The organism is Micromonospora sp. HM5-17 (assembly GCF_003762835.1).
In the GTDB taxonomy this organism is placed as follows: Bacteria; Actinomycetota; Actinomycetes; order Mycobacteriales; family Micromonosporaceae; genus Plantactinospora.
In genome coordinates this window covers 25,558-48,972 of sequence record NZ_RJWA01000009.1, presented here as the reverse complement: position 1 = coordinate 48,972, position 23,415 = coordinate 25,558, and the positions used below count along the sequence as shown (strand labels likewise).

The 23,415-nt window shown below is 73.4% G+C and carries 22 protein-coding genes, 2 tRNA genes and 1 other RNA gene; 10 read left to right on the top strand and 15 right to left on the bottom strand.

Annotated features, from left to right (window positions below; translation table 11 throughout):
* Nucleotides 1-23 precede the first annotated feature (23 nt).
* The 4 genes from recR to ffs all read right to left on the bottom strand — a co-directional run bounded on the left by recR (nt 24) and on the right by ffs (nt 4,112).
* A complete protein-coding gene (gene recR, locus EF879_RS22330; protein WP_123561775.1) occupies nt 24-617 on the bottom strand; it encodes a recombination mediator RecR in 594 nt (197 codons plus the stop codon).
* A 10-nt stretch (nt 618-627) separates the two neighbouring features.
* Nucleotides 628-948, bottom strand: coding sequence for a YbaB/EbfC family nucleoid-associated protein (locus EF879_RS22325; RefSeq protein WP_233604682.1), 321 nt, complete (start codon nt 946-948; stop codon nt 628-630).
* A 257-nt stretch (nt 949-1,205) separates the two neighbouring features.
* On the bottom strand, nt 1,206-3,701 hold the full coding sequence (locus EF879_RS22320) for a DNA polymerase III subunit gamma and tau (protein ID WP_123561772.1): 2,496 nt from the start codon (nt 3,699-3,701) through the stop codon (nt 1,206-1,208).
* A 320-nt stretch (nt 3,702-4,021) separates the two neighbouring features.
* An RNA gene (gene ffs, locus EF879_RS22315) (signal recognition particle sRNA small type) lies at nt 4,022-4,112 on the bottom strand.
* An 83-nt stretch (nt 4,113-4,195) separates the two neighbouring features.
* Here ffs and EF879_RS22310 point away from each other — a divergent pair.
* The 4 genes from EF879_RS22310 to EF879_RS22295 all read left to right on the top strand — a co-directional run bounded on the left by EF879_RS22310 (nt 4,196) and on the right by EF879_RS22295 (nt 8,634).
* Nucleotides 4,196-4,281, top strand: a tRNA-Ser gene (locus EF879_RS22310).
* A 429-nt stretch (nt 4,282-4,710) separates the two neighbouring features.
* Nucleotides 4,711-6,243, top strand: a complete 1,533-nt coding sequence (locus EF879_RS22305) for an FG-GAP-like repeat-containing protein (protein WP_233604667.1) — start codon at nt 4,711-4,713, stop codon at nt 6,241-6,243.
* A 615-nt stretch (nt 6,244-6,858) separates the two neighbouring features.
* Complete coding sequence (locus EF879_RS22300) at nt 6,859-7,395, top strand: hypothetical protein (RefSeq protein WP_123561768.1); 537 nt, start codon at nt 6,859-6,861, stop codon at nt 7,393-7,395.
* A 399-nt stretch (nt 7,396-7,794) separates the two neighbouring features.
* Nucleotides 7,795-8,634 carry a DUF3152 domain-containing protein gene (locus EF879_RS22295; protein ID WP_233604666.1) on the top strand — a complete coding sequence of 280 codons (840 nt, stop codon included), beginning with the start codon at nt 7,795-7,797 and terminating at the stop codon, nt 8,632-8,634.
* A gap of 41 nt (nt 8,635-8,675) precedes the next feature.
* On the opposite strand, the gene EF879_RS27340 is transcribed toward EF879_RS22295, so the two are convergent.
* Both EF879_RS27340 and EF879_RS22290 read right to left on the bottom strand, forming a co-directional pair.
* Nucleotides 8,676-8,816, bottom strand: a complete 141-nt coding sequence (locus tag EF879_RS27340) for a hypothetical protein (RefSeq protein WP_158624252.1) — start codon at nt 8,814-8,816, stop codon at nt 8,676-8,678.
* Nucleotides 8,817-9,073: 257 nt separating this feature from the next.
* Nucleotides 9,074-9,160: transfer RNA gene (locus EF879_RS22290), tRNA-Ser, on the bottom strand.
* A gap of 76 nt (nt 9,161-9,236) precedes the next feature.
* Between EF879_RS22290 and deoD the strand changes: the two genes are divergently transcribed.
* Entirely contained in the window at nt 9,237-9,944 is a 708-nt protein-coding gene (gene deoD, locus EF879_RS22285; RefSeq protein ID WP_123561766.1) for a purine-nucleoside phosphorylase, read from the top strand.
* Between the two features lie 210 nt (nt 9,945-10,154).
* Here deoD and EF879_RS22280 read toward each other — a convergent pair whose 3' ends face one another.
* The 4 genes from EF879_RS22280 to EF879_RS22265 form a co-directional block, all read right to left on the bottom strand.
* The gene (locus EF879_RS22280) at nt 10,155-11,369 is read right to left on the bottom strand and encodes an ABC transporter permease (RefSeq protein ID WP_123561764.1); all 1,215 of its coding nucleotides are present in this window, start codon (nt 11,367-11,369) and stop codon (nt 10,155-10,157) included.
* Entirely contained in the window at nt 11,369-12,166 is a 798-nt protein-coding gene (locus tag EF879_RS22275) for an ABC transporter ATP-binding protein (RefSeq protein ID WP_123561762.1), read from the bottom strand. The genes EF879_RS22280 and EF879_RS22275 overlap by 1 nt, the downstream gene beginning before the upstream one ends.
* Nucleotides 12,163-13,215, bottom strand: coding sequence for an efflux RND transporter periplasmic adaptor subunit (locus tag EF879_RS22270; protein ID WP_199736578.1), 1,053 nt, complete (start codon nt 13,213-13,215; stop codon nt 12,163-12,165). Before EF879_RS22270 ends, EF879_RS22275 begins: the two co-directional genes overlap by 4 nt.
* Before the next feature lie 152 nt (nt 13,216-13,367).
* Nucleotides 13,368-13,898 carry a hypothetical protein gene (locus EF879_RS22265; protein WP_123561760.1) on the bottom strand — a complete coding sequence of 177 codons (531 nt, stop codon included), beginning with the start codon at nt 13,896-13,898 and terminating at the stop codon, nt 13,368-13,370.
* A 262-nt stretch (nt 13,899-14,160) separates the two neighbouring features.
* On the opposite strand from EF879_RS22265, the gene EF879_RS22260 reads away from it, so the two are divergent.
* A complete protein-coding gene (locus tag EF879_RS22260; RefSeq protein WP_199736569.1) occupies nt 14,161-14,817 on the top strand; it encodes a response regulator transcription factor in 657 nt (218 codons plus the stop codon).
* Nucleotides 14,814-16,106 (top strand): cell wall metabolism sensor histidine kinase WalK, encoded by a 1,293-nt coding sequence (locus tag EF879_RS22255; protein WP_123561758.1) that lies wholly within the window; start codon nt 14,814-14,816, stop codon nt 16,104-16,106. Before EF879_RS22260 ends, EF879_RS22255 begins: the two co-directional genes overlap by 4 nt.
* 104 nt (nt 16,107-16,210) lie before the next feature.
* Here the strand turns inward: EF879_RS22255 and EF879_RS27780 are convergent, their stop codons facing one another.
* The 4 genes from EF879_RS27780 to EF879_RS22240 all read right to left on the bottom strand — a co-directional run bounded on the left by EF879_RS27780 (nt 16,211) and on the right by EF879_RS22240 (nt 18,241).
* On the bottom strand, nt 16,211-16,801 hold the full coding sequence (locus tag EF879_RS27780) for a nucleoside deaminase (RefSeq protein ID WP_370375545.1): 591 nt from the start codon (nt 16,799-16,801) through the stop codon (nt 16,211-16,213).
* A 29-nt stretch (nt 16,802-16,830) separates the two neighbouring features.
* Nucleotides 16,831-17,349 (bottom strand): tRNA adenosine deaminase-associated protein, encoded by a 519-nt coding sequence (locus EF879_RS22245; protein ID WP_123561754.1) that lies wholly within the window; start codon nt 17,347-17,349, stop codon nt 16,831-16,833.
* A 162-nt stretch (nt 17,350-17,511) separates the two neighbouring features.
* On the bottom strand, nt 17,512-17,679 hold the full coding sequence (locus EF879_RS27775) for a hypothetical protein (RefSeq protein WP_199736568.1): 168 nt from the start codon (nt 17,677-17,679) through the stop codon (nt 17,512-17,514).
* 118 nt (nt 17,680-17,797) lie between these two features.
* Nucleotides 17,798-18,241, bottom strand: a complete 444-nt coding sequence (locus EF879_RS22240) for a hypothetical protein (RefSeq protein WP_233604665.1) — start codon at nt 18,239-18,241, stop codon at nt 17,798-17,800.
* 236 nt (nt 18,242-18,477) lie between these two features.
* Here EF879_RS22240 and EF879_RS22235 point away from each other — a divergent pair, with 236 nt between their 5' ends.
* Nucleotides 18,478-19,233 (top strand): M23 family metallopeptidase, encoded by a 756-nt coding sequence (locus tag EF879_RS22235; protein ID WP_123561752.1) that lies wholly within the window; start codon nt 18,478-18,480, stop codon nt 19,231-19,233.
* A gap of 28 nt (nt 19,234-19,261) precedes the next feature.
* Complete coding sequence (locus EF879_RS22230; RefSeq protein WP_123561750.1) at nt 19,262-20,260, top strand: prephenate dehydrogenase/arogenate dehydrogenase family protein; 999 nt, start codon at nt 19,262-19,264, stop codon at nt 20,258-20,260.
* A gap of 24 nt (nt 20,261-20,284) precedes the next feature.
* Here the strand turns inward: EF879_RS22230 and EF879_RS28665 are convergent, their stop codons facing one another.
* Nucleotides 20,285-22,126: a M48 family metallopeptidase gene (locus EF879_RS28665; protein ID WP_123561749.1), complete on the bottom strand. Its 1,842-nt coding sequence runs from the start codon at nt 22,124-22,126 to the stop codon at nt 20,285-20,287.
* Nucleotides 22,127-22,298: 172 nt separating this feature from the next.
* On the opposite strand from EF879_RS28665, the gene EF879_RS22220 reads away from it, so the two are divergent.
* Nucleotides 22,299-23,366: a PHP domain-containing protein gene (locus EF879_RS22220; protein ID WP_123561747.1), complete on the top strand. Its 1,068-nt coding sequence runs from the start codon at nt 22,299-22,301 to the stop codon at nt 23,364-23,366.
* Nucleotides 23,367-23,415 lie beyond the last annotated feature (49 nt).

Here is a 23,415-nt window from a genome sequence, read left to right as displayed (position 1 = left end):
TCGACCAGGTCCCCACGGACTGCTCAGACCGCCCGCCGCCCCTCGAAGGCCCGACCAAGGGTGATCTCGTCGGCGTACTCCAGATCGCCGCCGACCGGGAGACCGCTGGCCAGCCGGGTCACCGCGATTCCCATCGGCTTGACCATCAGCGCCAGGTACGTGGCGGTCGCCTCCCCCTCGGTGTTGGGGTCGGTGGCGAGAATCAGCTCCTTGACCGTACCGGTGCCGAGCCGGGTCAGCAGCTCACGGATCCGGAGGTTGTCCGGGCCGATGCCCTCCAGCGGGTTGATCGCGCCGCCGAGCACGTGGTAGCGGCCCCGGAACTCGCCGGTCCGCTCGATCGCCACGATGTCCTTCGGCTCCTCCACCACGCAGAGCACCTCGTCGGTCCGCCGCGGGTCGCGGCAGACGCGGCACTGCTCGGCCTCGGCGACGTTGTAGCAGATGGTGCAGAACCGCACCATCTCCTTCACCCGCCGCAGCGCGGTCGCCAGTCGGGCCACGTCGGCCGGGTCGGCGGAGAGGATGTGGAAGGCGATCCGCTGGGCGCTCTTCGGGCCCACACCCGGCAGCCGGCCCAGCTCGTCGATCAGGTCCTGGATGGCACCCTCGTACATCGGGCGTTACTCAGAAGCCAGGCAGGCCGAGGCTGCCGCCCAGGCCACCGAGGCCGCCGGTGACCGGGCCCATCTTCTCCTCCGTCAGCCTCCGCACCTCGTCGTGGGCGCTGCGCACCGCAGCCAGCACCAGATCCTCGAGCGTCTCCACGTCCTCCGGGTCGACCGCCCTGGGGTCGATCTTGACGGCCTTGACCTCACCGGCCCCGGTGATGGTCACGGTGACCAGGCCACCGCCGGCCGTACCGGTCAACTCCGCCTGGGCCAGCTCCGCCTGTGCGGCGACGAGCTGCTGCTGCATCTTCTGCGCCTGCTTCATCATCTGCTGCAGGTTGGGCTGTCCACCCGGGCGCACGGCGACTCCTCGGTTGCGGTAAAGGTCGCCACCAGCCTAGTACCCGGGGGTGACCGGCTCATCCGGGCAACGCCACCTCGGCACGGCCCGCCCCGACCACCGGCCCGGACGAGCTGGAGGACGACCAGCTGGCCTCGCGGGCCCGAGCGGGCCGGCTCCGACGAGCCCGGGCTCCGCCCCGGGGTCGACCCGGCCGCCACGCCTGGGATCGCCGGAGTCAACTCCAGGCAGCGCTACCTCAGGTCGATCTCGCCGATCCGTTCCGCGCCCAGTGCCTGCTGGAGCAGTTGCACCGCCTGCTGCTCGCTGGTCTGTCGGGCGGTCTGCTCGTCGACCACCTCGTCCAGCGGCTCGTCACCGGGGTCAAAGCCCTCGTAGCTGACGGTCGGGGTGGCGGCCGGACCACCCGTCCGCCGTACCGGGCCGTCGTACTCGGGGTCGTAGGGTGGCTCGCCCGCCCAGTCCTGCTCCGCCGCCGGCGCCGCTGGACGGTTCGCCCGGCCTGCGGCCGCCGCCCGGGCCGCCGCGATCCCGCCGCCCGGCGCCCCGGCACCGGGAGCACCGCCGCCACGGACCGAACCGCGGCCTGCCGCGGCGCCGTTGGCCCGTACGCCACCACCGCCGGCCGCCGTGCCGGCCGAACCACCGCCGCCGGTCGACGTACCGGCCGCGCCCCCCGGCACGACCGGCTCCGGCCAGTCGTCGTCCGCCGGCGCCGGCTCGGACGGTGCGCTGCCACCGGGGCGGGCCGGTTCGGGCCAGTCGTCCTCCTCGCCGGCCCCGACGGCGGCACCGACGCCGGTGTTCCCGGTGCCGGGCGTCCCCCGGCCGGCCGGCACCGCGACACCGGCCGGCCGCGCCGACGCGCCGTTCGCACGGGACGGTGCGGTGCTCGGACGCGGCGCCGGCGCCGTCGGACGGACGGCGGACGCCGGACCCGGCCGCGCGGGCCCGGCGCCACCCGCGCCGGCCACCTCGCACCGGATCTGCCACTGGACCCCGAGTACGGCCCGGATCGCGTCGCGCACCACGCCGGCGACGTTGTCGTCCGAGAACCGGTTGGCGATCCCGGCGGTCTGGGCCCGCAGCACCAGGGTGTCGCGATCGAGGGCGTACGGCGAGACGTTCTGCAACAGGCTCCACACGACCCGGCGGTGCTTGGTGCCCTCCACGATGGCCGCCCAGGACTGCTCGACCATGCCGATGTCCGCCGAGCCGACGGAGGTTGGTGCTGGACCGGCCGCGGAGGCGGTGACGGATTCGGTGGGGCGGGCCGTACCGGACGGCGACTGGGCCGGTGACGCCGACCCGGACCCGGCGGGCCGGGCCTCCGGCGACGGCTGCCGAGTCGGCGAGCCGGCCGGGCCGGTGGTCGGCCGAGCCGGCGAGCCGGCGGGGCCCGTCGGAGCGGTGGCAGGTGGGGCCGGCCGGCCGGTCGGAGGGCCGGCCGGCGGGGCTGGGGTGTCCGCGCGCGGCGACACTACCGGAGCAGTCGGTGCCGCCGACGGCGTGGCCGACGCGGGCGGGGCCGACCCGGCCGCCGGTGGCGGTGGGGCGAGGTCACCGACCCCGGCGAGCCGCCGCTCCACGCGTTCGAGCCGTTGCAGCAGGCTGCCGGTGGAGTCCTCGGCGCCGGGGAGGAACATCCGGGCGCAGATCAGCTCGAGCAGCAGACGCGGGGCGGTGGTGCCGCGCATCTCGACCAGGCCGTTGTGCACGATGTCGGCACAGCGGGAGAGGGTCGCCGGACCGAGCCGCTCGGCCTGGGACGCCATCCGTTCGAGCTGGTCGGCGGGGCCGTCGACCAGTCCCTTGGCGATCGCGTCCGGCACCTGACGCAGGATGATCAGGTCACGGAGGCGTTCGAGCAGGTCGGCGGCGAAGCGACGCGGATCGTGCCCGGCCTCGGCGACCCGGTCGATGGTCGCGTACGCGGCGGCGCCGTCCCCCGCGGCGAGCGCGTCGCACATCTCGTCGATCAGCGCGGAGTCGGTGACGCCGAGCAGCGCGACCGCGCGGGCGTAGCTGACCCCCTCCGGGCCGGCCCCGGCGATCAACTGATCAAGGATGCTGAGGGTGTCCCGGACGCTGCCGCCGCCGGCCCGGACGAGTAGCGGAAAGACCGCCGGCTCGATCGTGACGCCTTCCGCCTCGGCGAGCCGCTCCAGGTACGGCCGCAGTACGCCCGGCGGGATCAGCCGGAACGGGTAGTGGTGCGTCCGCGACTTGATCGTGCCGAGAACCTTCTCGGGCTCGGTGGTGGCGAAGATGAACTTGACGTACTCCGGCGGCTCCTCGACGAGCTTGAGCAGGGCGTTGAAGCCCTGCGTCGAGACCATGTGCGCCTCGTCGATCACATAGATCTTGAACCGGCTGTTCACCGGGGCGAAGAAGGCGCGTTCGCGCAGCTCGCGGGCGTCGTCCACGCCGCCGTGGCTGGCCGCGTCGATCTCGATGACGTCGATGGAGCCGGTGCCGTCGGCGGCCAGCGCCCGGCACGACTCGCAGACCCCGCACGGGTCCGGCGTCGGACCCTGCTCACAGTTGAGCGAGCGGGCCAGGATCCGGGCGCTGGAGGTCTTGCCACAGCCCCGGGGGCCGGAGAAGAGGTACGCGTGGTGCAGCCGGCCGGTGCGCAACGCCTGCGACAGCGGCTCGGTGACGTGCTCCTGGCCGATCACCTCGGCGAACGTGCGGGGCCGGTACTTGCGGTAGAGCGCCAGTGCCACTCGTCCCGCCTCCTCTCGACCGAGCCATTCTCCACCCGCTGACAACGTGCCGCGTGCCAGGCTGGCACGCGCGCCCGACGATTTCACGTCGATCATGCGCCGGTCGGCTTCACCGATCATGTGGGGTCGGCCACGTCACCGTGGCACGGGCGCCCGGCAGGGCCACCACCGGGCACCGGCCGGTCTCGCCCGGCTCCGTCGGTCGCCGGTCCCGTCGACCGGGCGGGTGCGCCCCGACGCGCCGCAGCCGTCGACGACTTCCGGGCGCCCCGACGCGACACCGGGATCAGGGCTGGTCAGACCGGACGTCGGGGGATAAACGAGGCCCCCCGTGCACCCGCCAGAGCTCGCTTATCCTTGCTGCCTTCCGGCCCTGGGGAGGTTCACGAGATGGACGCCGCACGGGGGGTACGGCCAAGTGTAGCCGACCCGGAAGTGGATCTTCGGCGGGTGGTGGCGTGAGCCACAGCGCGCGACGCTGTACCATGTCCGGCGGAGGATTCGCCTAGCGGCCTAGGGCGCACGCTTGGAAAGCGTGTTGGGTTAACAACCCTCACGAGTTCGAATCTCGTATCCTCCGCTCACCTTGAGCAGCACGAACGCCCGGTAAGTCCCAGGTGGGACGTGCCGGGCGTTCGTCGTCTGGTCCCGGTTTCGGTCCCGGCCGGCCAGAGCCGGCAGGCGCCACTGCCGAACCCTCGCCAGCTCACCCCGTCGACCGGGTCCCGCGACCACGCTCGGCGCGACGACGGCGCCGGTACGCGTTCCACCTCGTGGCGGTGCCGGAGTTCGTCCGGGTTTGCCGTGTGCCGTTTACTCGGTCGCCATCATTGATCTACTCACATACACTGCTGACCTCCACAACCAACAAGGAGGTCTGGTGCGCCGGAGTATCGCGGGGGCTTCGATTCTGGCATTTGTAGCCGGTCTGGGGCTTAATGCCCCGGCTAAGGCGGCGGACGAGCCCCGAACAATCAACCGGGACGGCCACATCCTGCAACACCAGCGGGTGGCCCAGACGAAGGCCAAAAAGTCGGTGCAGGCGCTCGGTCCCACCCGCTCCGACTTCGACGGTGACGGATTCGACGACATCGCGGCCAGCGCGAGTCCCTTCCAATACACCTTCCCGGACCGTCCGAACGGCCTGGTCGTCGTGCAGTACTCGTCCGCACCGCAGATCGACTACCTGTACAGTGTCGTGGCGCCCGGCGAGGCCGTGAGCGGATTCGGTGCGGCCCTGGCCACCGGGGACTTCAACGGCGACGGCTACCACGACCTGGCGATCGGCGTACCGGACGAGGTGGACCCGGTCAACGGGGCCCAGGCCGGCGGGGTCTGGGTCGTCCCCGGCAGTTCCGTCGGCCTCGTGGTCGACTCGGCCACATACTTCGACCAGAGTTCGCCCGGCATCCCCGGCGGTTCGGAGAATCGCGACTGGTTCGGGTCCGCGCTCGCGGCCGGCGATATCAACGGCGACGGCCTCGACGACCTGGCGATCGGCGCGTACGGCGAGTCGATCGGCAGCAAGTCGGCGGCCGGCTCGGTCACAGTCCTCTTCGGCAGCGCCGGTGGCCTCACCGACGTCGGCGCCCAGGACGTCTACCAGGACCAGGCCCACGTCCCCGGGGCGAGCGAGAGCAACGACTCCTTCGGCTACAGCCTGGCGATCGGCCCGGTCGACGGCGACGGGTACGCCGACCTCGCCATCGGCGGGCCACGCGAGAACGAGAACACCGGCGACGACGGCAGCGGCACGGTCGTCCTGATGCGGGGCTCGGCGGCCGGGGTGTCCACCAGCGGCGCCACCTCGGTCAACGGTTGGGGAATCAAGCCGTCGACCGGCAGCAACGACACCTACGCCTGGACCCTGGGCTCGGCGCTCGCCATCGGCGACGTCAACGGCGACGGGCTGGGCGAGGTGGTCGCGGGGGCACCGGGTGCACAGACACCGCACCTCAACGGCGGCCTGATCGCGGTCTTCACCGGCCGCGGCGGCGGCATCGCGGACAGTGCGGTACGAGTGATCAACCAACGTACGGCCGGCGTACCGGGAGAGCCGGAGACCGGGGACCGGTTCGGTGCCACGCTCGCGACCGGTGACGTGACCGGCGACGGCGTCGCCGACGTGCTGGTCGGCACCCCGGGCGAGGCGATCGGCTCCGCGGCCGGGGCCGGGGTTGTCACCCTGCTCAAGGGGGCCACCGGCGGCATCAGCGGGAACGGTGCGCAGTCGTTCGACCAGAACCACGCGGACATCCCGGGCGGGGCGGAGGCTGGAGACCGGTTCGGCGGAGCGGTCGCGCTGCTCAATCTCGACGGCGTCGACGGACTCGACGCCGTGGTCGCCGCCGCCGGTGAGTCGGTCAGCGGCGACATCTCCGACCACTCATCCGGTTCCATCTACCCGCTCTTCGGCTCCGGCGGCGGGCTCGTACCGCAGCCCCTCTCGATTAACGGTCTGGACCTGCGGACCGACTTCGTCTGGCCGCTGGATTACGGTTTCGAAATCGCCGGACCCCAGGGCGGCGTCCCCATGGGGTGAAACCGACGACCCAATGATGAGGTGAAATCCGGACCGCAGGGCGACCATATGCCGTCCTGACCGGCAAAACCAGAAGGGCCGGCCCCGTCGGGGGCCGGCCCTTCCGTTGGGTCAGCGTCGCGGCCGAGGTCTCGGCCGCCAGGTGCCGGCGCCGGACCGGATCGGAACGTCGTTCACCTGGCCCGCGGCGATCCGCTCGGCGACGTCGGCCGTGCTCAGCCCGGTGCGGGTTGTCAGCATGGCCGACGCTAGGAATCCGGGCCGGAGTACGGCTGCACCCGATGGTCAGCCCGGCACCCTGACGTTTCTCAGGGTCGCCGGCTGCGGAATCTCCGGGTACCGCGGGTGGCGGTCCCCCGGATCCCGACGTCGACGACGGACCCTACCGTCGACCTGGTGCTACGGATCCGGACCGTGCCGTCTCCGGGTGGACGCGCCCCCGGCCCGGGCCGACTCCGGTCCCGCGCCGTGATCGGGGATGCGGTGCTCTGGGCGCTGCTGGCCGAGGCGTGATGCGACGACGACCCGGGCCGTGGGCGGGTCGGCGGCGAAATCGGGGGACCCGACGAAAGGCCCTAATCGGGCGTAAACTACTCTTTGTCGCCGGAGGGTGACATGGAGGCACAAAAGGTCGTACGGATCGTGGCGGTGCTCGTGGCGGGCGCCGTCGCTGTCTGTCACGCGTACCGGACGGTGTGGGACGAGCCGGCGACGACCACCGGGTACGGGCCGGACGTCCTCCATCTGCACGGTGTCCACAATGTCGAGTTCGGCGACACCGAGCAGGAACTGGTACGACGTGGAGTGCTCGATCCCCGGCAGGATCTGGGCTGCGGACCGAGCCTGACCAACCCGACGACCGTCAGCGCGGTCTTCGCCGACCGCCGGCTCGTGCTGCTCTGGGCCAGCCCGCCGGTCCGTACGCCCGAGGGGATCACCACGGGCACCCCGATCGATCGGGTCCGGGCCGCCTACCCGGAGGCGTCCACGCTGACCGCTCCCCCGGGCACCCACCGGTACGACGGCCTCCTGGCCCGTCGCGGCGATCGGGCGTACCTCTTCCTGCACGACGGGCACACCGTGCGCAAGACCGTCGCCGGATACGCCGACTACGTCCGGCGCCTGTTTGACGAGGGTTTCGGCACCTGCTGACCCCTGACCACACGGCACCGAATCCAGCAGAGGATTCTCCCGCATTCTTTCGGTGGCGCCGGACCGAATGTCGTTACGTCCGTTTCCCGTCCTGTGACGCGGCGTCCGCGGGCGGCGGGACCCGTAGCCGCCACCGCCCGACCGAGTCACCGGCCAGCCGGTTTGGCCTGCCTGCCCGGCCTTACGAACCCGTACGGGCTATTCCGGTCACAACGGCGACAAGATGAGGACGATTCGCACTAGCGTCGTCTGCGGGGACAGCCGGGCGTAGTCCACCACATCGATGACGGCGACAGCCAACAACCCGTTGGTCAGGACGGATCGGACCGCTGGCTATGGTCAGAGCCGGAAACCCGGCCCCGGGAGAGTGCGGCCGTGGCCGTACTGGGAGGAGTCGCCATGCCCGCTCGCCACGCCGGGAGCCCACCGCCTCCGCGCGGGCGCCGGCTCCTGCTGCTCGCGCTGGTCCTCGCGATGGCCGGGTTGGTGGTCGGGGGGTTCGGCGTCGTCGAGGCGGTCGGCGAGCCCCACCCCGGACGGCATGGCCTCGCCGCTGGGCAGCTGCCGGCGCCACCGCCGCCGGCACCGTCCACGCCCGGCCCTTCGCCGACCGGACCGCCCCGGCCCACGCCGCCGCCCCCGATCCGGTACCCGGAGGCCGGACCGCAGACCTGGCGTACCGCCGCCGGACGCAGTCCCGTCCTCGGTGAGGCGGGGCAGTTGCTCCGGTTCCGGATCGCGGTCGAGAACGGCATCACCGGGATCGGTCCGGACGACTTCGCGGACGCCGTGGTCACGACGCTCGGCGACCCGCGGAGTTGGACCGGGAGCGGCGAGTGGCGGCTACAGCGGGTCGGCCCGAAGGAGGAGGCCGACTTCACCATCTACCTCGCCACCCCCGCGACCCGCGACGAGCTCTGCGCCGACGGGTACGACCGCTACACCTCCTGCCGCAACGGCGCCCATGTGGTGGTCAACGTGGCACGCTGGGCGCACGGCGTCCCGCACTACGGTGCCCCGCTGGCCGTCTACCGGCAGTACGTGATCAACCATGAGGTCGGACACCGGCTCGGCCACGGCCACGAACTATGCCCGGGCCGGGGCAGCGCCGCACCCGTCATGCAGCAGCAGACACTCGGGCTGCACGGCTGCACCCCGAACGCTTGGCCGCTGCGCGACGGCGAGCTCTACGCCGGCCGACCCGGCCACTACGACGACCCGATCCCCGACCTCCACTGACCGGCGGGGCACTGCCCCGACCGGCGGTCCCGGCGCCCCGACTACGACCGCGCCGGTCGCCGGTTACGGATCACGCCCTCCTTCTTGTCCACCCGGCGACGCTGTCGCGGCGTCAGGGACGGACGCCGGGTCTGCTTCCGGTAGTTCTCGACGCGCCGCTCGGTGCTGATCGGCCGGGTCATCGGGACGCTCCTTCCACCTCGGCCTTCGTACGTGTCGGCGAACCACGTACCCCGGTCACCATGGGAATCGTCGCCCGGCCGATGGCGAGTCCGGCTCGCCCAGCAGGGGTGAGGCCGCAGGAGGCGGGTTGTCCCGACGAGAGCGCCGGTGGTCAGCTTCGGTAAGCCAGAGACCGAATGAGACCAACACTGAGACCACACGCAAAACGCCCGGTGGGATCGTCTCCGACCCGCCGGGCGTTTTGCCTGTTCAGCAGCGGTGGCGGCGGGATTTGAACCCGCGGAGGGCGTAAACCCTCACACGCTTTCGAGGCGTGCTCCTTAGGCCGCTCGGACACACCACCGCCGAGAAGGGTACCCGACGCCGCCGGGGTACGTCGCGGCGGTATCCGCCGGGGCGGCGTGGCAGGATCACGCCCCATGAGTACGCACATCGGCGCCAAGCCTGGCGAGATCGCCGAACGGGTCCTGATGCCGGGTGACCCCCTGCGGGCCAAGTGGATTGCGGAGACGTACCTCGAGGACGCCACCTGCTACTCGACGGTCCGCGGGATGCTCGGCTTCACCGGCCGATGGAACGGCATCGAGGTCTCGGTCCAGGGCTCCGGGATGGGGATGCCGTCCGCCTCGATCTACGTCCACGAGCTGATCAACGACTACGGCGTACGGTCGCTGATCCGGGTCGGCTCGTGCGGGGCGCTCAGTGACGACCTCCAGCTCCGGGACGTGATCGCCGCGAACGGCGCCTCGACCGACTCGAACATGAACCGGGTCCGGTTCGCCGGGCTGGTCGACTACGCCCCGGTCGCCGACTTCGGGCTGTTGCGTACCGCTGTCGAGGTGGCCGACCGGCGCGGCATCGCGATGCGGGTCGGCCCGGTGCTGGCCGCCGACGCCTTCTACACCGACCGCCCCGACCTGTACGACACCCTCGCCGACTACGGCATCCTGGCCGTGGAGATGGAGTCGGCGGCCCTCTACACGATCGCCGCACGGTTCCGGGCACGGGCGTTGACCGTGCTGACGGTCAGCGACCACATCAAGCGGGGCGAGGCGACCACCGCCCAGGAGCGGGAGCAGACCTTCAGCCAGATGGTCGAGATCGCCCTGGACACCATCGTCGCCTGACGTCGGGCCACGTCGTCACCCGCTCCCGGCTCCAGAACGACGCCGTGCCGGCCTCCTGAACGAGGTCGTTCCGGCCGCCTGAACCGGTGCGATCCCGGGCGGCGGCCTCGACCCGTCCGCGGGTCGCCCCCCGACCAAACCGGTCGGGGGGCGACGCGGGCCCGCCCGGTCAGGGCGACGCGGCGGATCAGCGGTCGCGCCGGCGTGCGGTCAGGGCGTGGTCAGTGCCTCGGTCGGGGCGAGCCGGGCGGCCCGGATCGCCGGGTAGAGGCCGGCGAAGGCACCGATCAGCAGGGTGGCGCCCACCCCGCCAGCCATCGCCCAGCCCGGCACCACGGGCGGCCAGTCCCGGGAGAGGGCGTACCCGGCGGTCACCCCGATCCCGATCAGCACCCCGCCGACGCCGCCGAGCGCCGAGAGCAGCAGCGACTCGGCGAGGAACTGGATGCGTACCTGGCCCCGGGTGGCACCGAGCGAACGCCGCAGGCCGATCTCGGCCCGGCGTTCCAACACCGAGATAACCATGGTGTTCGCCACCCCGACCCCACCGACCAGCAGCGCGACCGCGCCGAGCCCGAGCAGCAGCCCGGTGAACGCCTCGTCCGTCGCCTGCTGTGCGGCGAGGGCATCCGAGGGCCGGGACACCTGGACCTCGTTCGGCGCCTCCGGGTTGGCGGTGGCGCCCAGAACCGCCTGGACCGCCTGGACCGCGTACTCCGCCGACCGGGTGTAGACGGTGGTCGGGTGGCCGTCAAAGTCGAGGTACGTCTGCCCCGCCTCCCAGCCGATCAGTGCGGAGAGGTCCAGCTCCGGCGCGAGCGGCGCCGGGGCCAGAATGCCGATCACGGTGAACCACCGTCCGCCGAGGTAGACCTGTACGTCCGGCCCGGGCGCACCGATCCCGAGCCGTTTGGCCGCGGTGGCGCCGAGCACCACCGCCGGGTAGCGCGCGGTGGCCTCGTTCAGCCAGGTGCCGTGGGCGATGGTGGCCCCGACGGTCTCCAGCAGGTCGAGCCGGGCGGCCCGGACCCCGATCCCGCCGCTCTCCGCCGCCGGGATCCGATCGGTGCGGTACACCTTCGCGTCCGCGACGAGCCCGGTGGCCGAGACCTGCTCGACCGGGCCGATCCGGCCGATCATCGCCACCGACTCCTTCGGCAGCTGCGCGGCGTCGCCCATCAGCGTGTTGCCCGGGGCGACCGTCAGCAGGTTGGTGCCGAGCGCGTCGAGCATCCGGTCCAGCTCGGCCCGGGACGAGGAGGAGATGCCGACCACCGAGACCATCGCGGCGATGCCGATGGCGATGCCGAGCGCCGACAGGAAGGCCCGCAGTGGCCGGGTCCGAAGCCCGACCCCGCCGACCCGTACCACGTCCCGGGGACGGAGCCGGGCCGGCACGAGTCGGGGCCGCTCCTGCCCGGCCATCAGCGTCCCCTCCCGACCGGTCCGACGGCCGCCAGCCCGCCGGACGGCACCGTGGCGCCGGTCCCCGGGCTGCCCGGCGCCGCAGGCCCGGCCGCGCTGTCCGCCACCACCAGGCCGTCGCGGACCTGGATCTGACGGGGTAGGCTCGCCGCGATCTCCCGATCGTGGGTGATCACCACGACCGTGGTGCCGGCCGCGTGCAGCTCGCGCAACAGTGCCAGGACTCCCGCCCCGGAGGTGGAGTCGAGGTTGCCGGTCGGCTCGTCGGCCAGCAGCAGCGGCGGATTCCCGACCACGGCCCGGGCGACCGCCACCCGCTGCCGCTCCCCGCCGGAGAGTTCGTGCGGCCGGTGGTCGAGCCGGTGCCCCAGGCCAACCCGGACCAGCGCGGCCTCCGCCCGCCGCCTCCGCTGCCGCAGCGGTACGCCCGTGTAGAGCAGCCCGTCCGCCACGTTGTCCAGCACCGGTACTCCGGGGGCGAGGTGGAACTGCTGGAACACGAAGCCGATCCGCGAGGCCCTGAGCGCGGACAACTGACGGTCGGTGAGCCTCGCCACGTCGTACCCGGCGACGTGCACCCGACCGCTCGACGGCCGGTCGAGGGTGCCGATCAGGTGCAGCAGCGTAGACTTCCCGGAACCGGAGGCTCCGACGATCGCCACCAGCTCACCCGTCCGGATCGTCAGCGAGACCCCGGCGAGGGCGGTCACCCCGCCCGGGTAGACCTTGGTCACCCCGTCGAGGACGACGATCTCGTCGCCTCCGACCCGGTCCGCGCCGACCGTCTCCCCGCTCATGTCGGCATCCCCACGGTCGCCCCCTCGACCAGCCCGTCGCCGGAGATCTCCACCCGGCCCGAGGCGAACAGCCCGGTCCGCACCGCCACGATCCGGGTCGTGTTCCCCTCCACCAGTTCGACGCCGTACCCGCCCTCGGCGAGGGCGAGCAGCGCGGCGACCGGGACGGTGAGCACGTCCTTCCGCTCGGCGGCGGTGAAGGTCACGTCGACCGAGGCCTGGTCGAAGCCGGCCAGCTCCTTCGGGTCGCGGGCCGCGATCGTCACCTCGATCACGGTTTCCGGCTCGTCCTGGCCGTTGCCTCCGGCCCCGGTCTCGATCACCGTCTCCAGGCGTTCGATCTTTCCGGCGACGTCCCTGCCGTCCGGCAGGGTGATCGTCACCGCGGCGCCCTTCTTCGCCAACCGCTGGTCGTCCACGTCCAGCGAGACGGTCACCAGCCGTTCCGTCCCGGTGTAGCTCAGCACCGCGCCGCCCGGCTGGACGACGTCGCCGACCGCCGTCTCGTGGCTCTCCACCCGGATCTCCCCGGGGGCGTAGACGACCTGGCCCAGTTCCACCCGGCCGGTCTCGGCAAGGCCGAGGTCCTCCTGCCACTCCTCGACCGCCTCGGCCGTGGCCGAGGTGTACTCGTCGTCGACGGTGAAGCCGTCGTACCCGAGCTTGGCGAGGTTGCGCTCGAACTGCTTGACGTCGTTGCCGGTGACGCCCGGCCGCAGCGTCCGGTACGCCGGCAGGCTGCCGTACAGGAGCACGACCGGGTTGTCGTCGATCGCGTACAACGGCTTGCCCCGGCTGACCCGGCTGCCGGTGTCGGCCAGCGCGGTGACGGTCCCGGCCACCCGCGCCACGGTGGTATGGGTCTCGCCGAACCCGAGTTCCCCGTCGACGCTCTCGACGTCGACCAGGGTCTGGCGGGTGATCTGGGCCGTCGCCGGAGGTAGGGGACTCGCGGTCGCCGTACCCCCGTTGTCGCCGCCGAACCCGATGACGGCCGCGGCCCCGGCCGCCCCCGCCGCCAGGACGGCGGTGGTCGCGACGGCCACCATCCGGGTACGGCCCCGCCGGCGGCGACGGCGGACCGGGTCGGTACCGACCGGCGCGGCCGCCTCCGACCGGCCGGGGATCTCGGCAGCGTCCGTCGTCACTCCGGTCGCCCGGGCCGGCGCCGAACCGTCGGTTGCCATGGTGTCTCCGGCCGTCACCTGCCACCGCCCCTGAACACCACCGGCCCGTTCCTGCGGCACTTCTCCAGCGCGGCCTGCACCGTCGGGTCGTCCAGTTTCAGGTCGGCCGCCTTGAGGTCCAGGCTGCCGTCGGCGCCGGGGTCCGGGAAGCCGGGCACCCCGTTCTCCCGCATGCACGCCGCCATCTCGCGCAACTGCTCGATCTGCTCCGGGCCCAGCTTCAGCCTCTCGCCGCCGTTGGGCAGCAGGTGGCGGCACTTCTCCATGGCCGCCCGCGCCTTCTCCGGGTCGATGTCCCTACCGAGCCGGATCCGCACCCCGCCCGGTTCCGGGTCGGGCATGTCGACCCCGTTCTCCCGCATGCATCGGGCGAACTCCCGCTGCCGGTCCTCGTCGCTGACCGCCGCCGCGCTCACCGTGGGCGAGGCGGCCGCGCCACCTCCGGCGGTGGCGACCCCGGGTCTCTGCTCGGAGCCGGCGCAGCCGGCGAGCACCGGACCGAGGAGCAGAGGGAGCGCCAGCAGGCTGCCGAATCGTCGGCGCATGTCACCACTCCTTCCGTCGGCCGGCGCCGATCGCCGGCCGATACGGGCAAGTCGAAACCAGCGGCCGTATCCGGGGCGTAACCGCGAACGTTTATGCCGCGGTTATCCGGCCCCTGGCGGCCGCGGCCCCGCCCGTGCTCCTCGGCCTCGCCAGCCCGGCTCGCGGTCCCGCGCCGGTCCTCCTCGGCCTCGCTGGCTCGCCAGCCGGGCTGTGCTGGCCGTTTACGGAGGTGTTATCGGCGGGCGATGCACCATGGGGGACATGCGGGTGCTGGTGGTCGAGGACGAGAAACTGCTGGCGGACGCGGTCGCCGAGTGGTTGCGACGGGAGGCGTTCGCGGTGGATGTTGCGTACGACGGCGACGCCGCCCTGGAGCGCCTCGGCGTCAACGACTACGACGTGGTGGTGCTCGACCGGGACCTGCCGGTGGTGCACGGCGACGACGTGTGCCGGGCGATCGTCGACGCCGGAGGCGAGACCCGGGTCCTCATGCTCACCGCCGCCGCCGCGGTCCGGGACCGGGTCGCCGGACTGGCCCTCGGCGCCGACGACTACCTGAGCAAGCCGTTCGCGCTGGTGGAGCTCTCCGCCCGGGTCCACGCCCTGCTCCGCCGGGCCCGGCCGGCGACGCCGCCGAAGCTGACCCGGGCCGGCATCGTGCTCGACCCGGCCCGGCACGAGGTCTACCGCGACGGCCGGTACATCGCGCTCTCCCGCAAGGAGTTCGCGGTGCTGGCCGAGCTGATGCGGGCCGGCGGAGCGGTGGTCTCCGCCGAGGAACTGCTGGAGCGGGCCTGGGACGAACACATCGACCCGTTCACGAACGTGGTCCGGGTGACCGTGATGAAGCTGCGCCGCAAGCTCGGCGACCCGCAGGTCGTGGAGACGGTGCCGGGAGTGGGGTATCAGATCCGATGAAGAGGCTGACGATCCGGGCCCGCCTGACATTCGTCTACGGCGGGCTCCTGCTGCTCGCCGGGATGGTCCTGCTCGGCGTGACGTACGTGCTGGTCGAGCAGCGGATGTCGACCGCGTTCGGCGTCAAGGTGAGCGAGCTGAGGTCGCAGGTGCCCGACGTGCAGGTCAACCAGTTCCTCACCGCGGACGACGCCGAACGGCTGCGGGTCTACGCCAGGCAGGTCCAGGACGAGGCCCGACAGAACGCCCTGGAATCGCTCCTCACCCAGGGCGGGATCGCCCTGGCCGTGGTGTCGGTGACCGCCGTCGCCTTCAGCTGGCTGATCGCCGGCCGGGCGCTCCAGCCGCTCCACCAGATCACCGGCACCGCGCGGCGGATCGCCGGGGCCGGGGGTGTCGGGTACGGGCTGCACGAGCGGATCGCCCTCCAGGGTCCCCGGGACGAGGTCAAGGAGCTGGCCGACACCTTCGACCTGATGCTGGAGCGGCTGGACCGGTCCTTCGACGGGCAGCGGCGGTTCGTCGCCAACGCGTCGCACGAGCTGCGTACGCCGCTGGCGCTGAACCGGTCACTCCTGGAGCTCGCGATCACCCGCCCGGACGCCCCGGCCGAGTTGCGTCAGCTCGGCGAGACGCTGCTGGCGATCAACGAACGTCACGAACGGCTCATCGACGGGCTGCTCACCCTCGCCGACTCGGAACAGCGGGTCGTCGACCGTACCCGGATCGACCTCGCCGAGGTCGCCGCGTACGTGGCCGACCAGGCCGCCGGCACCTCGAACCTGCCGATCCACCGGCGGTTGGCACCGGCACCGACCGCGGGTGACCCGGTCCTGCTCGAGCGGTTGACCCAGAACCTGGTGGAGAACGCGGTCCGGCACAACCTCCCGAGCGGCGGCGAGGTCTGGATCGACACCGACACCGTGGACGGCTGGGCCCGGCTGACGGTGATCAACACGGGGCCGGTGGTGCCGGGGTACGAGGTCGAGACGCTGTTCCAGCCGTTCCGCCGGCTCCGGCGGGACCGGGTCGCCGGCGAGCGCGGCTTCGGCCTCGGGTTGTCGATCGTACGGGCGGTCGCCACCGCCCACGGCGGCGCGGTGCGGGCCGAGCCCCGGGAGGGTGGCGGCCTGGCGGTGACGGTGGAGCTGCCGGCCGTCGCGGCCCGACCCGACAGCGCATCGGCCGTCGCGGCCCGACCGGGCAGCGGGCCGGGCGTCACGGGCCGACCGGAGACCGGACCGGCCGTTCCGCGGTCGAGTCCCGGCGCGACGGTCGGGGTGGGCTAGGTCGGACGGCTGGGACACCGCCGTGGAGTTGTCCACAGCCACGAAAGTTATCCACAACCCATGTGGACAACCACGACACGGGGACGGTCTGGGCCGGTTGGCGGTCAGCGGAAGAAGGCCCGGAGGGCGGCGGCGCACTCGTCCTCCAGCACCCCGCCGTACACCTCGGGACGGTGGTTGAGCCGAGGGTCGCGTACCACGTCCCACAGCGACCCGACCGCGCCGGTCTTCGGCTCCCAGGCGCCGAAGACCAGGGTCGAGATCCGGGCGAGCACCACCGCTCCGGCGCACATGGTGCACGGCTCCAGGGTCACGACCAGGGTGCAGCCGGTCAGCCGCCACTCGCCCACCACCGAGGCGGCCCGGCGCAGCGCCAGGATCTCGGCGTGGGCCGTCGGGTCCCCGCGGAGTTCCCGCTCGTTGCGGGCGGTGGCGAGTTCCGTCCCGTCCGGGCCGTAGACCACGGCCCCGACCGGGACGTCCTCGGCCGCTACACGTTCGAGCCGGGCCGCCGTCTGCCGCGGGCCGCCCTCTTCGCCCGCCATCTCGCGACGGCCGGCCGCGGCCCCGTCCGGCGGACCGACCACCCGGCCCGGCTCCGCCGCCGTCGTCCTCGGCCTCGCCGGGTGCGCCTCGCCGGCCGTACCGGGCGGGCCGGCCGGCACGGTGGCGGAAACCTCCAGGGCCCGCCGCATCCACGCCTCGTGCCGCTGCCGCCGGCCCGTCACGCCTCGCGGAGTTCCTCGACCTCGTTGGCGCAGCCCAGCACCTGGCACACCTCGGCGGTGACGTCGGCCGGCATCATCCCCTCGCGCGAGCAGAGCGCGAGCAGCCGACGGGCGGGGATGCCGAGGTCGGCCAGGATATCGGCGTCCCCCACCGGATCGGTGTCGGGGTCGATCGCCGGCTCCTCCTCGTCGGCGGCACCGTCCCCCGTCCCGATCATCTCGTCGATCGCCAGGGCCGGCGCCTTCAGGTCGCCGACCAGCAGTTCGCCGAGCCGCGACTCCTCGGCGAAGGCGGAGTCGGAGCCGAAGATCCGCAGATCCTCCCCCTCGTCCAGACGCATGATGGCCAGGTACGCGTCATCGGACTCGACGAAGAGCAGCGAGATCTCCGCGTCCGGGTCGACGTCCCGGAGCAGGTCCGCCACCTCGTCGATGTCGCGGGCGCCGTTGAGATCGACCTCTGCCGCGGTCCAGTCGGACGCGCGGCGCACCACGGCCGCAGCGAAGTACGACACGGTCCCCCCAATTACCCCGCGGCCACCAGCCGCACATCACAGCCGACTCGTTTTCGCACCGTCGACCCTCTGTTACGCGTGACGGTATCCGGTCGCCTCGACCTCGGCCCACGCAACGCCCCGAAGGAGGTGGCGGGAATCCCGCGGGTAGCTGCTACCCGGTCAGTTCGCCAGCCGGCGGCGGGTGGCAATCAACTCCCGCAGCCGGTCCACGCGGACCCGCCGCGGATGCTCCCGCTCACGCACCGACTTCGCCCCGGCGAGCTCGGCGAGGAGCTGCAACCGGCGGCGGCTGCGCTCGGGGTCGAGCCGATGTTGTGTCCAGGCCATAACGCCGAGAGTGCCGAGTCCCGGGCGGTTCGTCAAGGCCGGTTGCGATGTGCGGTCGAGCACTCACCCAACGCCCACGCGCGAACGTGATCTGACCGATTTCGGACAGTTGGCGTTCCTACCACAGGGGCCAGTCGCCGGACGAGCGCCAGCGCAACGCCAGCAGGATCGCCGCGACGGTCCAGCCCACCGCGACGACCGTGGCGACGCCCACCGCGACGCCCCGGTCGCCGCGCCAGGTCAGGACCAGGGCGACCAGCCAGGCCACCGTGCCGGCGAGCAGGGTCCACCACAGGTAGCCGCGCAGGTCATGGGCGAGGAGGCCGAAGGTCAGCAGCCAGAGCAGCGCTCCGCCCGCGCCCGCGGCGACCGCGCCGAGCCGTACGGGATGGGGCTCCCGGTAGGTCGGCCGTGCGGGCCTCGGTGGCGGTCCGGACGGGAAGAGACCGGACGGGCCGTACGTCGACCCCGGCCGACGCCAGGCCCCCGCGGCCCGCGGCGGCGGGAATCCGGGCGGCGGCGTGCCGGGGTGAGGCGTCGGGTACGCCGGCTGTGGTGACATCCGCGACTCCTCCCCGCGCGTCCTGGCGTCCGTGACGCGCCGCCCACGCCATCCGTTGGCCACCGTCGCCCGACGGGCCGCTTCGCCAGGAGCCTACCGGGCCGGACGCCCCACCCGCCCCGTCCCGCCCGGACCGTGTCGACCCGCCGGCCGGGACCGGGCCGGACGGGGCGTGGCCAATCCAGGCCGCGCGGGACGGGCCGACCGGGTACGGCCCGATCTGCCACTATGGCGGGATGTTCTGGGGAGGAAACCCGCGGCACCGGGTGCGGCGCGGGTCGTCACCGGTCGCGGCCCTGCTGGTGGCAGCGCTCGTCGCCGGGTGCGCCGATGCGCGGCGGCAGCCCGAGGGTCCGCGGTTCGAGGGGCCCGACCCCGCCGTGGCCACGACCGCCGCCGGCAGCCCGGCATCCCCGCCGGCCCCGACGCCGGACGGCTCGGCCGACCCGAGCGGTTCGCCCTCGCGGACGCCCGACACCCACCGGTACGCCTTCCCGGTCCGGACCGGCAACGTCGGCTACCACCCGACGCACTCGGGCTACCCGGCGACCGACCTCTTCGCCGCCTGCGGCTCTCCGGTCGTCGCGGTGACGTCGGGCCGGATCCTCGAGGTGAGCCGGGTCGACACCTACCGCAAGTCCGGCCCGCAGGGACCGAACAACGGCGGCAAATCCGTGTCGCTGCTCGGCGACGACGGGGTGCGGTACTACGGCTCCCACCTGAACACCGTCGCCAGCGGCATCGACCCCGGCGTTCGGGTCCGGGTCGGCCAGCAGCTCGGCACGGTCGGCAAGACCGGCAACGCCAACAACGTCTGCCACCTGCACTTCGGCATCTCGCCCCCGTGCCACCGTACGGGTGACTGGTGGATCCGGCGCGGGGTCGTCTGGCCGGCCACGTTCCTTGACGCGTGGCGGAAGGGGCGACACACCTCGCCGGCCGCCACGGTCCGGGCCTGGCACCGGAAGCACGGCTGCCCGCGCGAGCCGTGACCGGCAGGGGTGTGCGAGAGTCACCGACGTGAACGTCGCGGTGATCGGACTCGGTCTCATCGGCGGCTCGGTGCTGCGTGCCCTCGCCGCCACCGGGCACCACCTGCTCGGCTACGACGCCGATCCGGCCACCCGGGCCACCGCCCGGACCGCCGCCGCGCAGGCCCCGCCGGGTCAGCGCTGGCACGTGGCCCAGACGGTCGGCGACGCGGTGGCCCGGGCCGACCTGGTGGTGGTGGCGGTTCCGCTCCCGGCGGTGGCCGGGGTGCTGGCCGAGGTCCGCGACGCCGGCTACACCGGCCTGCTCACCGACGTCACGTCGGTCAAGGAGCCGGTCCGGGCTCTGGTCGAACGGGAGCTACGCGCCGCCCCCGGCCGTCCCGCCCGCTTCGTCGGCGGCCATCCGATGGCCGGCCGGGAGACCTCCGGGTTCGGCGCCGCCGACGCCAACCTCTTCACCGGATGCGCCTGGGTGCTCTGCCTTGAGGAGGGGGTGACCTCGGTGTCGGACTGGCTGGAGCTGGCCGCGCTGGTCACCGGCCTGCACGCCCGGGTGGTGCCGACGACCGCCACCGAGCACGACCGGGCGGTGGCGGCGGTCAGCCACGTTCCGCACCTGCTCGCGACCGCGGTGGCCGCCGTCGCCGCCGACAATCCGCTCGCCGGCACCCTCGCCGCCGGGTCGTTCCGGGACGGCACCCGAGTGGCGGCGACCCGGCCGGAGCTCATCGCGGCGATGTGTGGCGGCAACGCCGCCGCGGTCGGTCCGGCCCTGGACGCGCTCCTCGCCGCGCTCGGTCAGGCCCGCGCCGCGCTCGACGCCCCAGAGCCGATCGAGGCGCTGCGGGCCTGGCTGGCGCCGGGCTCGGCGGCCCGCCGTGCCTGGCCGCCCCGGGCCGGCACCCCGGTGACGCTGCCGGCCCGGGCCGATGAGCTGCTGGCCCTGGGCCGGGTCGGCGGCTGGGTGACCCGGGTCGCCGCCGACCGGCGTACGGTCACCGCGGTGCGGCCGGTTCCGCCCGGGTGACCCGCGCCCGCCGGGCGGCGTCGGTCAATCGTCCGACCCCAGCGCCGCCAGCAGGGCGTCCCGGCTCCTCTTCTCCAGCAGTTCGCTCGCCCACTGCTCGTGCAGGGTGAGCCGGCTGCCGTCGTGCAGGGCGATCTCCGCCTTCAGCGGCACCCGCTTCTGCACCGTCGTCTCGGCGAACTCCTCGAAGGGCAGGAACCGGTGCCGGTCAGCCAGCTCGGCGAGCGGGGCCGAGGTGACCAGCTCCTCCAGCCGCTTGGCCCCCTTGTCCGACTTGCCCGGGTTGCCGACGAGGATGAGTCCACGGTCGAGCACCAGTACGTCGTGCTCCACGCCGTCCACCTTGACGTTCGCCAGTCCGCCCAGCAGCCGGGCGCCGTTCGCGGTGACCCGCCGCTGCACCACCGTCCCCTGGGCGGGGTCGATGCCGAGCGCGGTCAGTCGTTTGACCGCCTCGGGCAGGGTCTGCGGGGTCACGGCCAGCTGGGCGATCGGCCCGAGCTCCAGCGGTTCGCCGTCCCGCCCGGTCAGCCGGGCCGGCTCGGACCACGAGTGCCGCCACCGGGCCGCCCCGGAGGCCACCGCCGCCCCCTCCAGCAGCCGCTCCATCAGCGACGCGAACCTACCCACCGCCTCCTGCCGGGTCGCGTCGGGGAAGAGGCTCATCGCGAACTCGGGGAGCCGGTGCTCCTCGACCAGCCGGAGCAGGGCCGGAAGGTTGGGCTCGGCCACCCCGGTGAACCGGCCGAGGGCCCGGTAGACGGCGTCGGCCTCCCGCTGCACCACGGCGGCGACCATCGCGGCGGTGAACTCGGGCCACGGCAGCGGCGTACGGTCGCCGGCGTCGACCACCAGCTCCTGAAGGCGCCGGGAGACGGCGCCCGGGTCGGCCAGGAGGAGCCGCGCCGGCCGGCCGTCCGCGACGCCCGGGTTGTCGGGCATCGCCGCCATCGCCGCGATCCGCTGCGAGATCGGCGGGTGGGTGTCCCAGCGGGACCCGGTGTCGTCCGGCTCGGTCGCCCGCAGCTCGGCGAGTTCGTCCGTCCGGGCGGCGAGCAGCTCGGCGAAGCCCCCGAAGAGGTCGACGGGGACGTACCCGGCCTCCCAGCCCGGCCGGACGTAGCGGTCGTGAAAGAAGGCCCAGGCGGCGCCGAGGACCGGCAGCTCACGCAGTGCGGAGATGGCGGCGGTCCGGCCGGCGACCTGCACCGATGCCCGGTCGGCCTCCAGCTCCTGCCGTCGGGACGCGGCGTGGTCGACCAGCAGGTAGAGCCGCGCGTAGCCGCGGAAGACCCAGCCGACCGGGTTGCGGGGACCGATCCGGCCGATGGCGCCGCCGATCGCCAGCCGCCCCCGGTACGCCACCCCGCCGAGCCGGGTGTGCCGGCCGGAGTAGTGGCCCAGCTCGTGCGCGAGCACCGACCGGAGCTGGTCGACCGTCATCGCCTGGAGCAGCGGAAGTCCGATGTAGAGGATCCGGCGGCCGCCGATCAGGCCGAGCAGCCGGGTGTCCTCGGTCACCGCCGCGTTGATCTCGGGGACCAGCCGGATCTCGTCCGGCACCCGGGTGCCGACGACGTCCGCCAGCTCCCGCACCGTGCCCCACAGCTCCGGGGCCTGGTCGGGGCCGAGCGGCAGCCCGTGCAGCGGCTGCGGCTTCGTGCGGATCGCCTTCCAGAGCGCGACCAGCACGGCCCCGGCCGAGGCGGCGATGAGTGGAAGGGCGAGCTTCGCGGCCAGCAACCCGGGGATCACCGAGCTGAGCCAGACCGCCAGCAGCAGGGCGGCGACCAACTGCACCAGCGCGACGACGTAGAACCCGATGAGCATCACCACCGACGCCAGGGCGCGGACGGTCGCGACCATGTGTTCGTCCTCCCACGGATCTCGATCCGCGCCCCGATGCGGAGGGCGGCCCAGGGACGGTATGACGGTGACCTTCGATCGGCAAACCACTTACGGACAGATCCCGCTCAGCCGTCCGACCGGTTCCGCGTACGGCTGCACGACCGGAGGGCGGTGACTACCGTGTCTCCTTGTGACCGCCCGGGACCCCGTCGCCGACCTGCGCCGGATCGCCTTCCTGCTGGAACGTGCCAACGAGGCGACGTACCGGGTCCGGGCGTTCCGCGCGGCGGCCGCGACCCTGGCCGGACTTCCCGCCGCCGAGGTGGCCGCCCGGGCGGAGGCCGGCACCCTGACCGAGCTGGCCGGCGTCGGCGACGTCACGGCCCGGACCGTGACCGAGTCGCTCCGTGGTGAGGAGCCGGTCTACCTGCGCCGGCTGCTGGCGACCGAGGGAATTGACCTGGACGAGGCCGCCGCGGCGCTGCGCGCGGCGCTGCGGGGCGACTGCCACACCCACTCGAACTGGTCGGACGGCGGCTCGCCGATCGAGGAGATGGCGCTCGCCGCGGCCGAGCTGGGTCACGAGTACCTCGCGCTGACCGACCACTCGCCCCGACTGACGGTCGCCCGGGGACTGACCGCGGCCCGGCTCCGCCGGCAGCTCGACCACGTCGCGGCGCTCAACGAGGCGCTGCCGGAGGGGTTCCGGATCCTCACCGGGATCGAGGTGGACATCCTGGAGGACGGCTCGCTGGACCAGGACGAGGAGTTGCTGGCCCGGCTCGACGTGGTGGTCGGCTCGGTCCACAGCAACCTGCGCGACGAGCGGCGTCGGATGACCCGGCGGATGGTGACCGCGATCGCCAATCCGCACCTGGACATCCTCGGGCACTGCACGGGCCGGATGGTCGCGACCCGGCCGCCCGGTGTGACCGGGGCGGGCGACCGGGGTCACCGGGCCCGGACCCGGCCGGAGAGCGACTTCGACGCCGAGGCGGTCTTCGCGGCCTGCGCCGAGCACGGCAAGGCGGTGGAGATCAACTCCCGGCCGGAGCGCCAGGACCCGCCGAAGCGGCTGATCCGGCTCGCCGTGGAGACCGGCTGCCTCTTCGCGATCGACACCGACGCGCACGCGCCGGGTCAGCTCGACTGGCAGCGGTACGGCTGCGACCGGGCGGCGCGGTGCGGCGTTCCGGTCGACCGGGTCGTCAACACCTGGCCGGTCGACCGGCTTCTCGACTGGACCGGATCGCACTGACCCGACGCACCATGTGATCGCGGCGACACGGTCCTCGGCCCGCTGACCG

Bases quoted from the DNA above. Each gene is read 5' to 3' on its own strand.
- EF879_RS22265 (WP_123561760.1), bottom strand. From the start codon at position 13,898: ATGCGCCGACGATTCGGCAGCCTGCTGGCGCTCCCTCTGCTCCTCGGT.
- EF879_RS22275 (WP_123561762.1), bottom strand. From the start codon at position 12,166: ATGAGCGGGGAGACGGTCGGCGCGGACCGGGTCGGAGGCGACGAGATC.
- EF879_RS22280 (WP_123561764.1), bottom strand. From the start codon at position 11,369: ATGGCCGGGCAGGAGCGGCCCCGACTCGTGCCGGCCCGGCTCCGTCCC.
- EF879_RS27780 (WP_370375545.1), bottom strand. From the start codon at position 16,801: ATGCGGCGGGCCCTGGAGGTTTCCGCCACCGTGCCGGCCGGCCCGCCC.
- EF879_RS22270 (WP_199736578.1), bottom strand. From the start codon at position 13,215: ATGGTGGCCGTCGCGACCACCGCCGTCCTGGCGGCGGGGGCGGCCGGG.
- EF879_RS27340 (WP_158624252.1), bottom strand. From the start codon at position 8,816: ATGACCCGGCCGATCAGCACCGAGCGGCGCGTCGAGAACTACCGGAAG.
- EF879_RS22235 (WP_123561752.1), top strand. From the start codon at position 18,478: ATGTTCTGGGGAGGAAACCCGCGGCACCGGGTGCGGCGCGGGTCGTCA.
- EF879_RS22300 (WP_123561768.1), top strand. From the start codon at position 6,859: ATGGAGGCACAAAAGGTCGTACGGATCGTGGCGGTGCTCGTGGCGGGC.
- EF879_RS27775 (WP_199736568.1), bottom strand. From the start codon at position 17,679: ATGGCCTGGACACAACATCGGCTCGACCCCGAGCGCAGCCGCCGCCGG.
- EF879_RS22255 (WP_123561758.1), top strand. From the start codon at position 14,814: ATGAAGAGGCTGACGATCCGGGCCCGCCTGACATTCGTCTACGGCGGG.
- recR (WP_123561775.1), bottom strand. From the start codon at position 617: ATGTACGAGGGTGCCATCCAGGACCTGATCGACGAGCTGGGCCGGCTG.
- EF879_RS22240 (WP_233604665.1), bottom strand. From the start codon at position 18,241: ATGTCACCACAGCCGGCGTACCCGACGCCTCACCCCGGCACGCCGCCG.
- EF879_RS22295 (WP_233604666.1), top strand. From the start codon at position 7,795: ATGCCCGCTCGCCACGCCGGGAGCCCACCGCCTCCGCGCGGGCGCCGG.
- EF879_RS22260 (WP_199736569.1), top strand. From the start codon at position 14,161: ATGCGGGTGCTGGTGGTCGAGGACGAGAAACTGCTGGCGGACGCGGTC.
- EF879_RS28665 (WP_123561749.1), bottom strand. From the start codon at position 22,126: ATGGTCGCGACCGTCCGCGCCCTGGCGTCGGTGGTGATGCTCATCGGG.
- deoD (WP_123561766.1), top strand. From the start codon at position 9,237: ATGAGTACGCACATCGGCGCCAAGCCTGGCGAGATCGCCGAACGGGTC.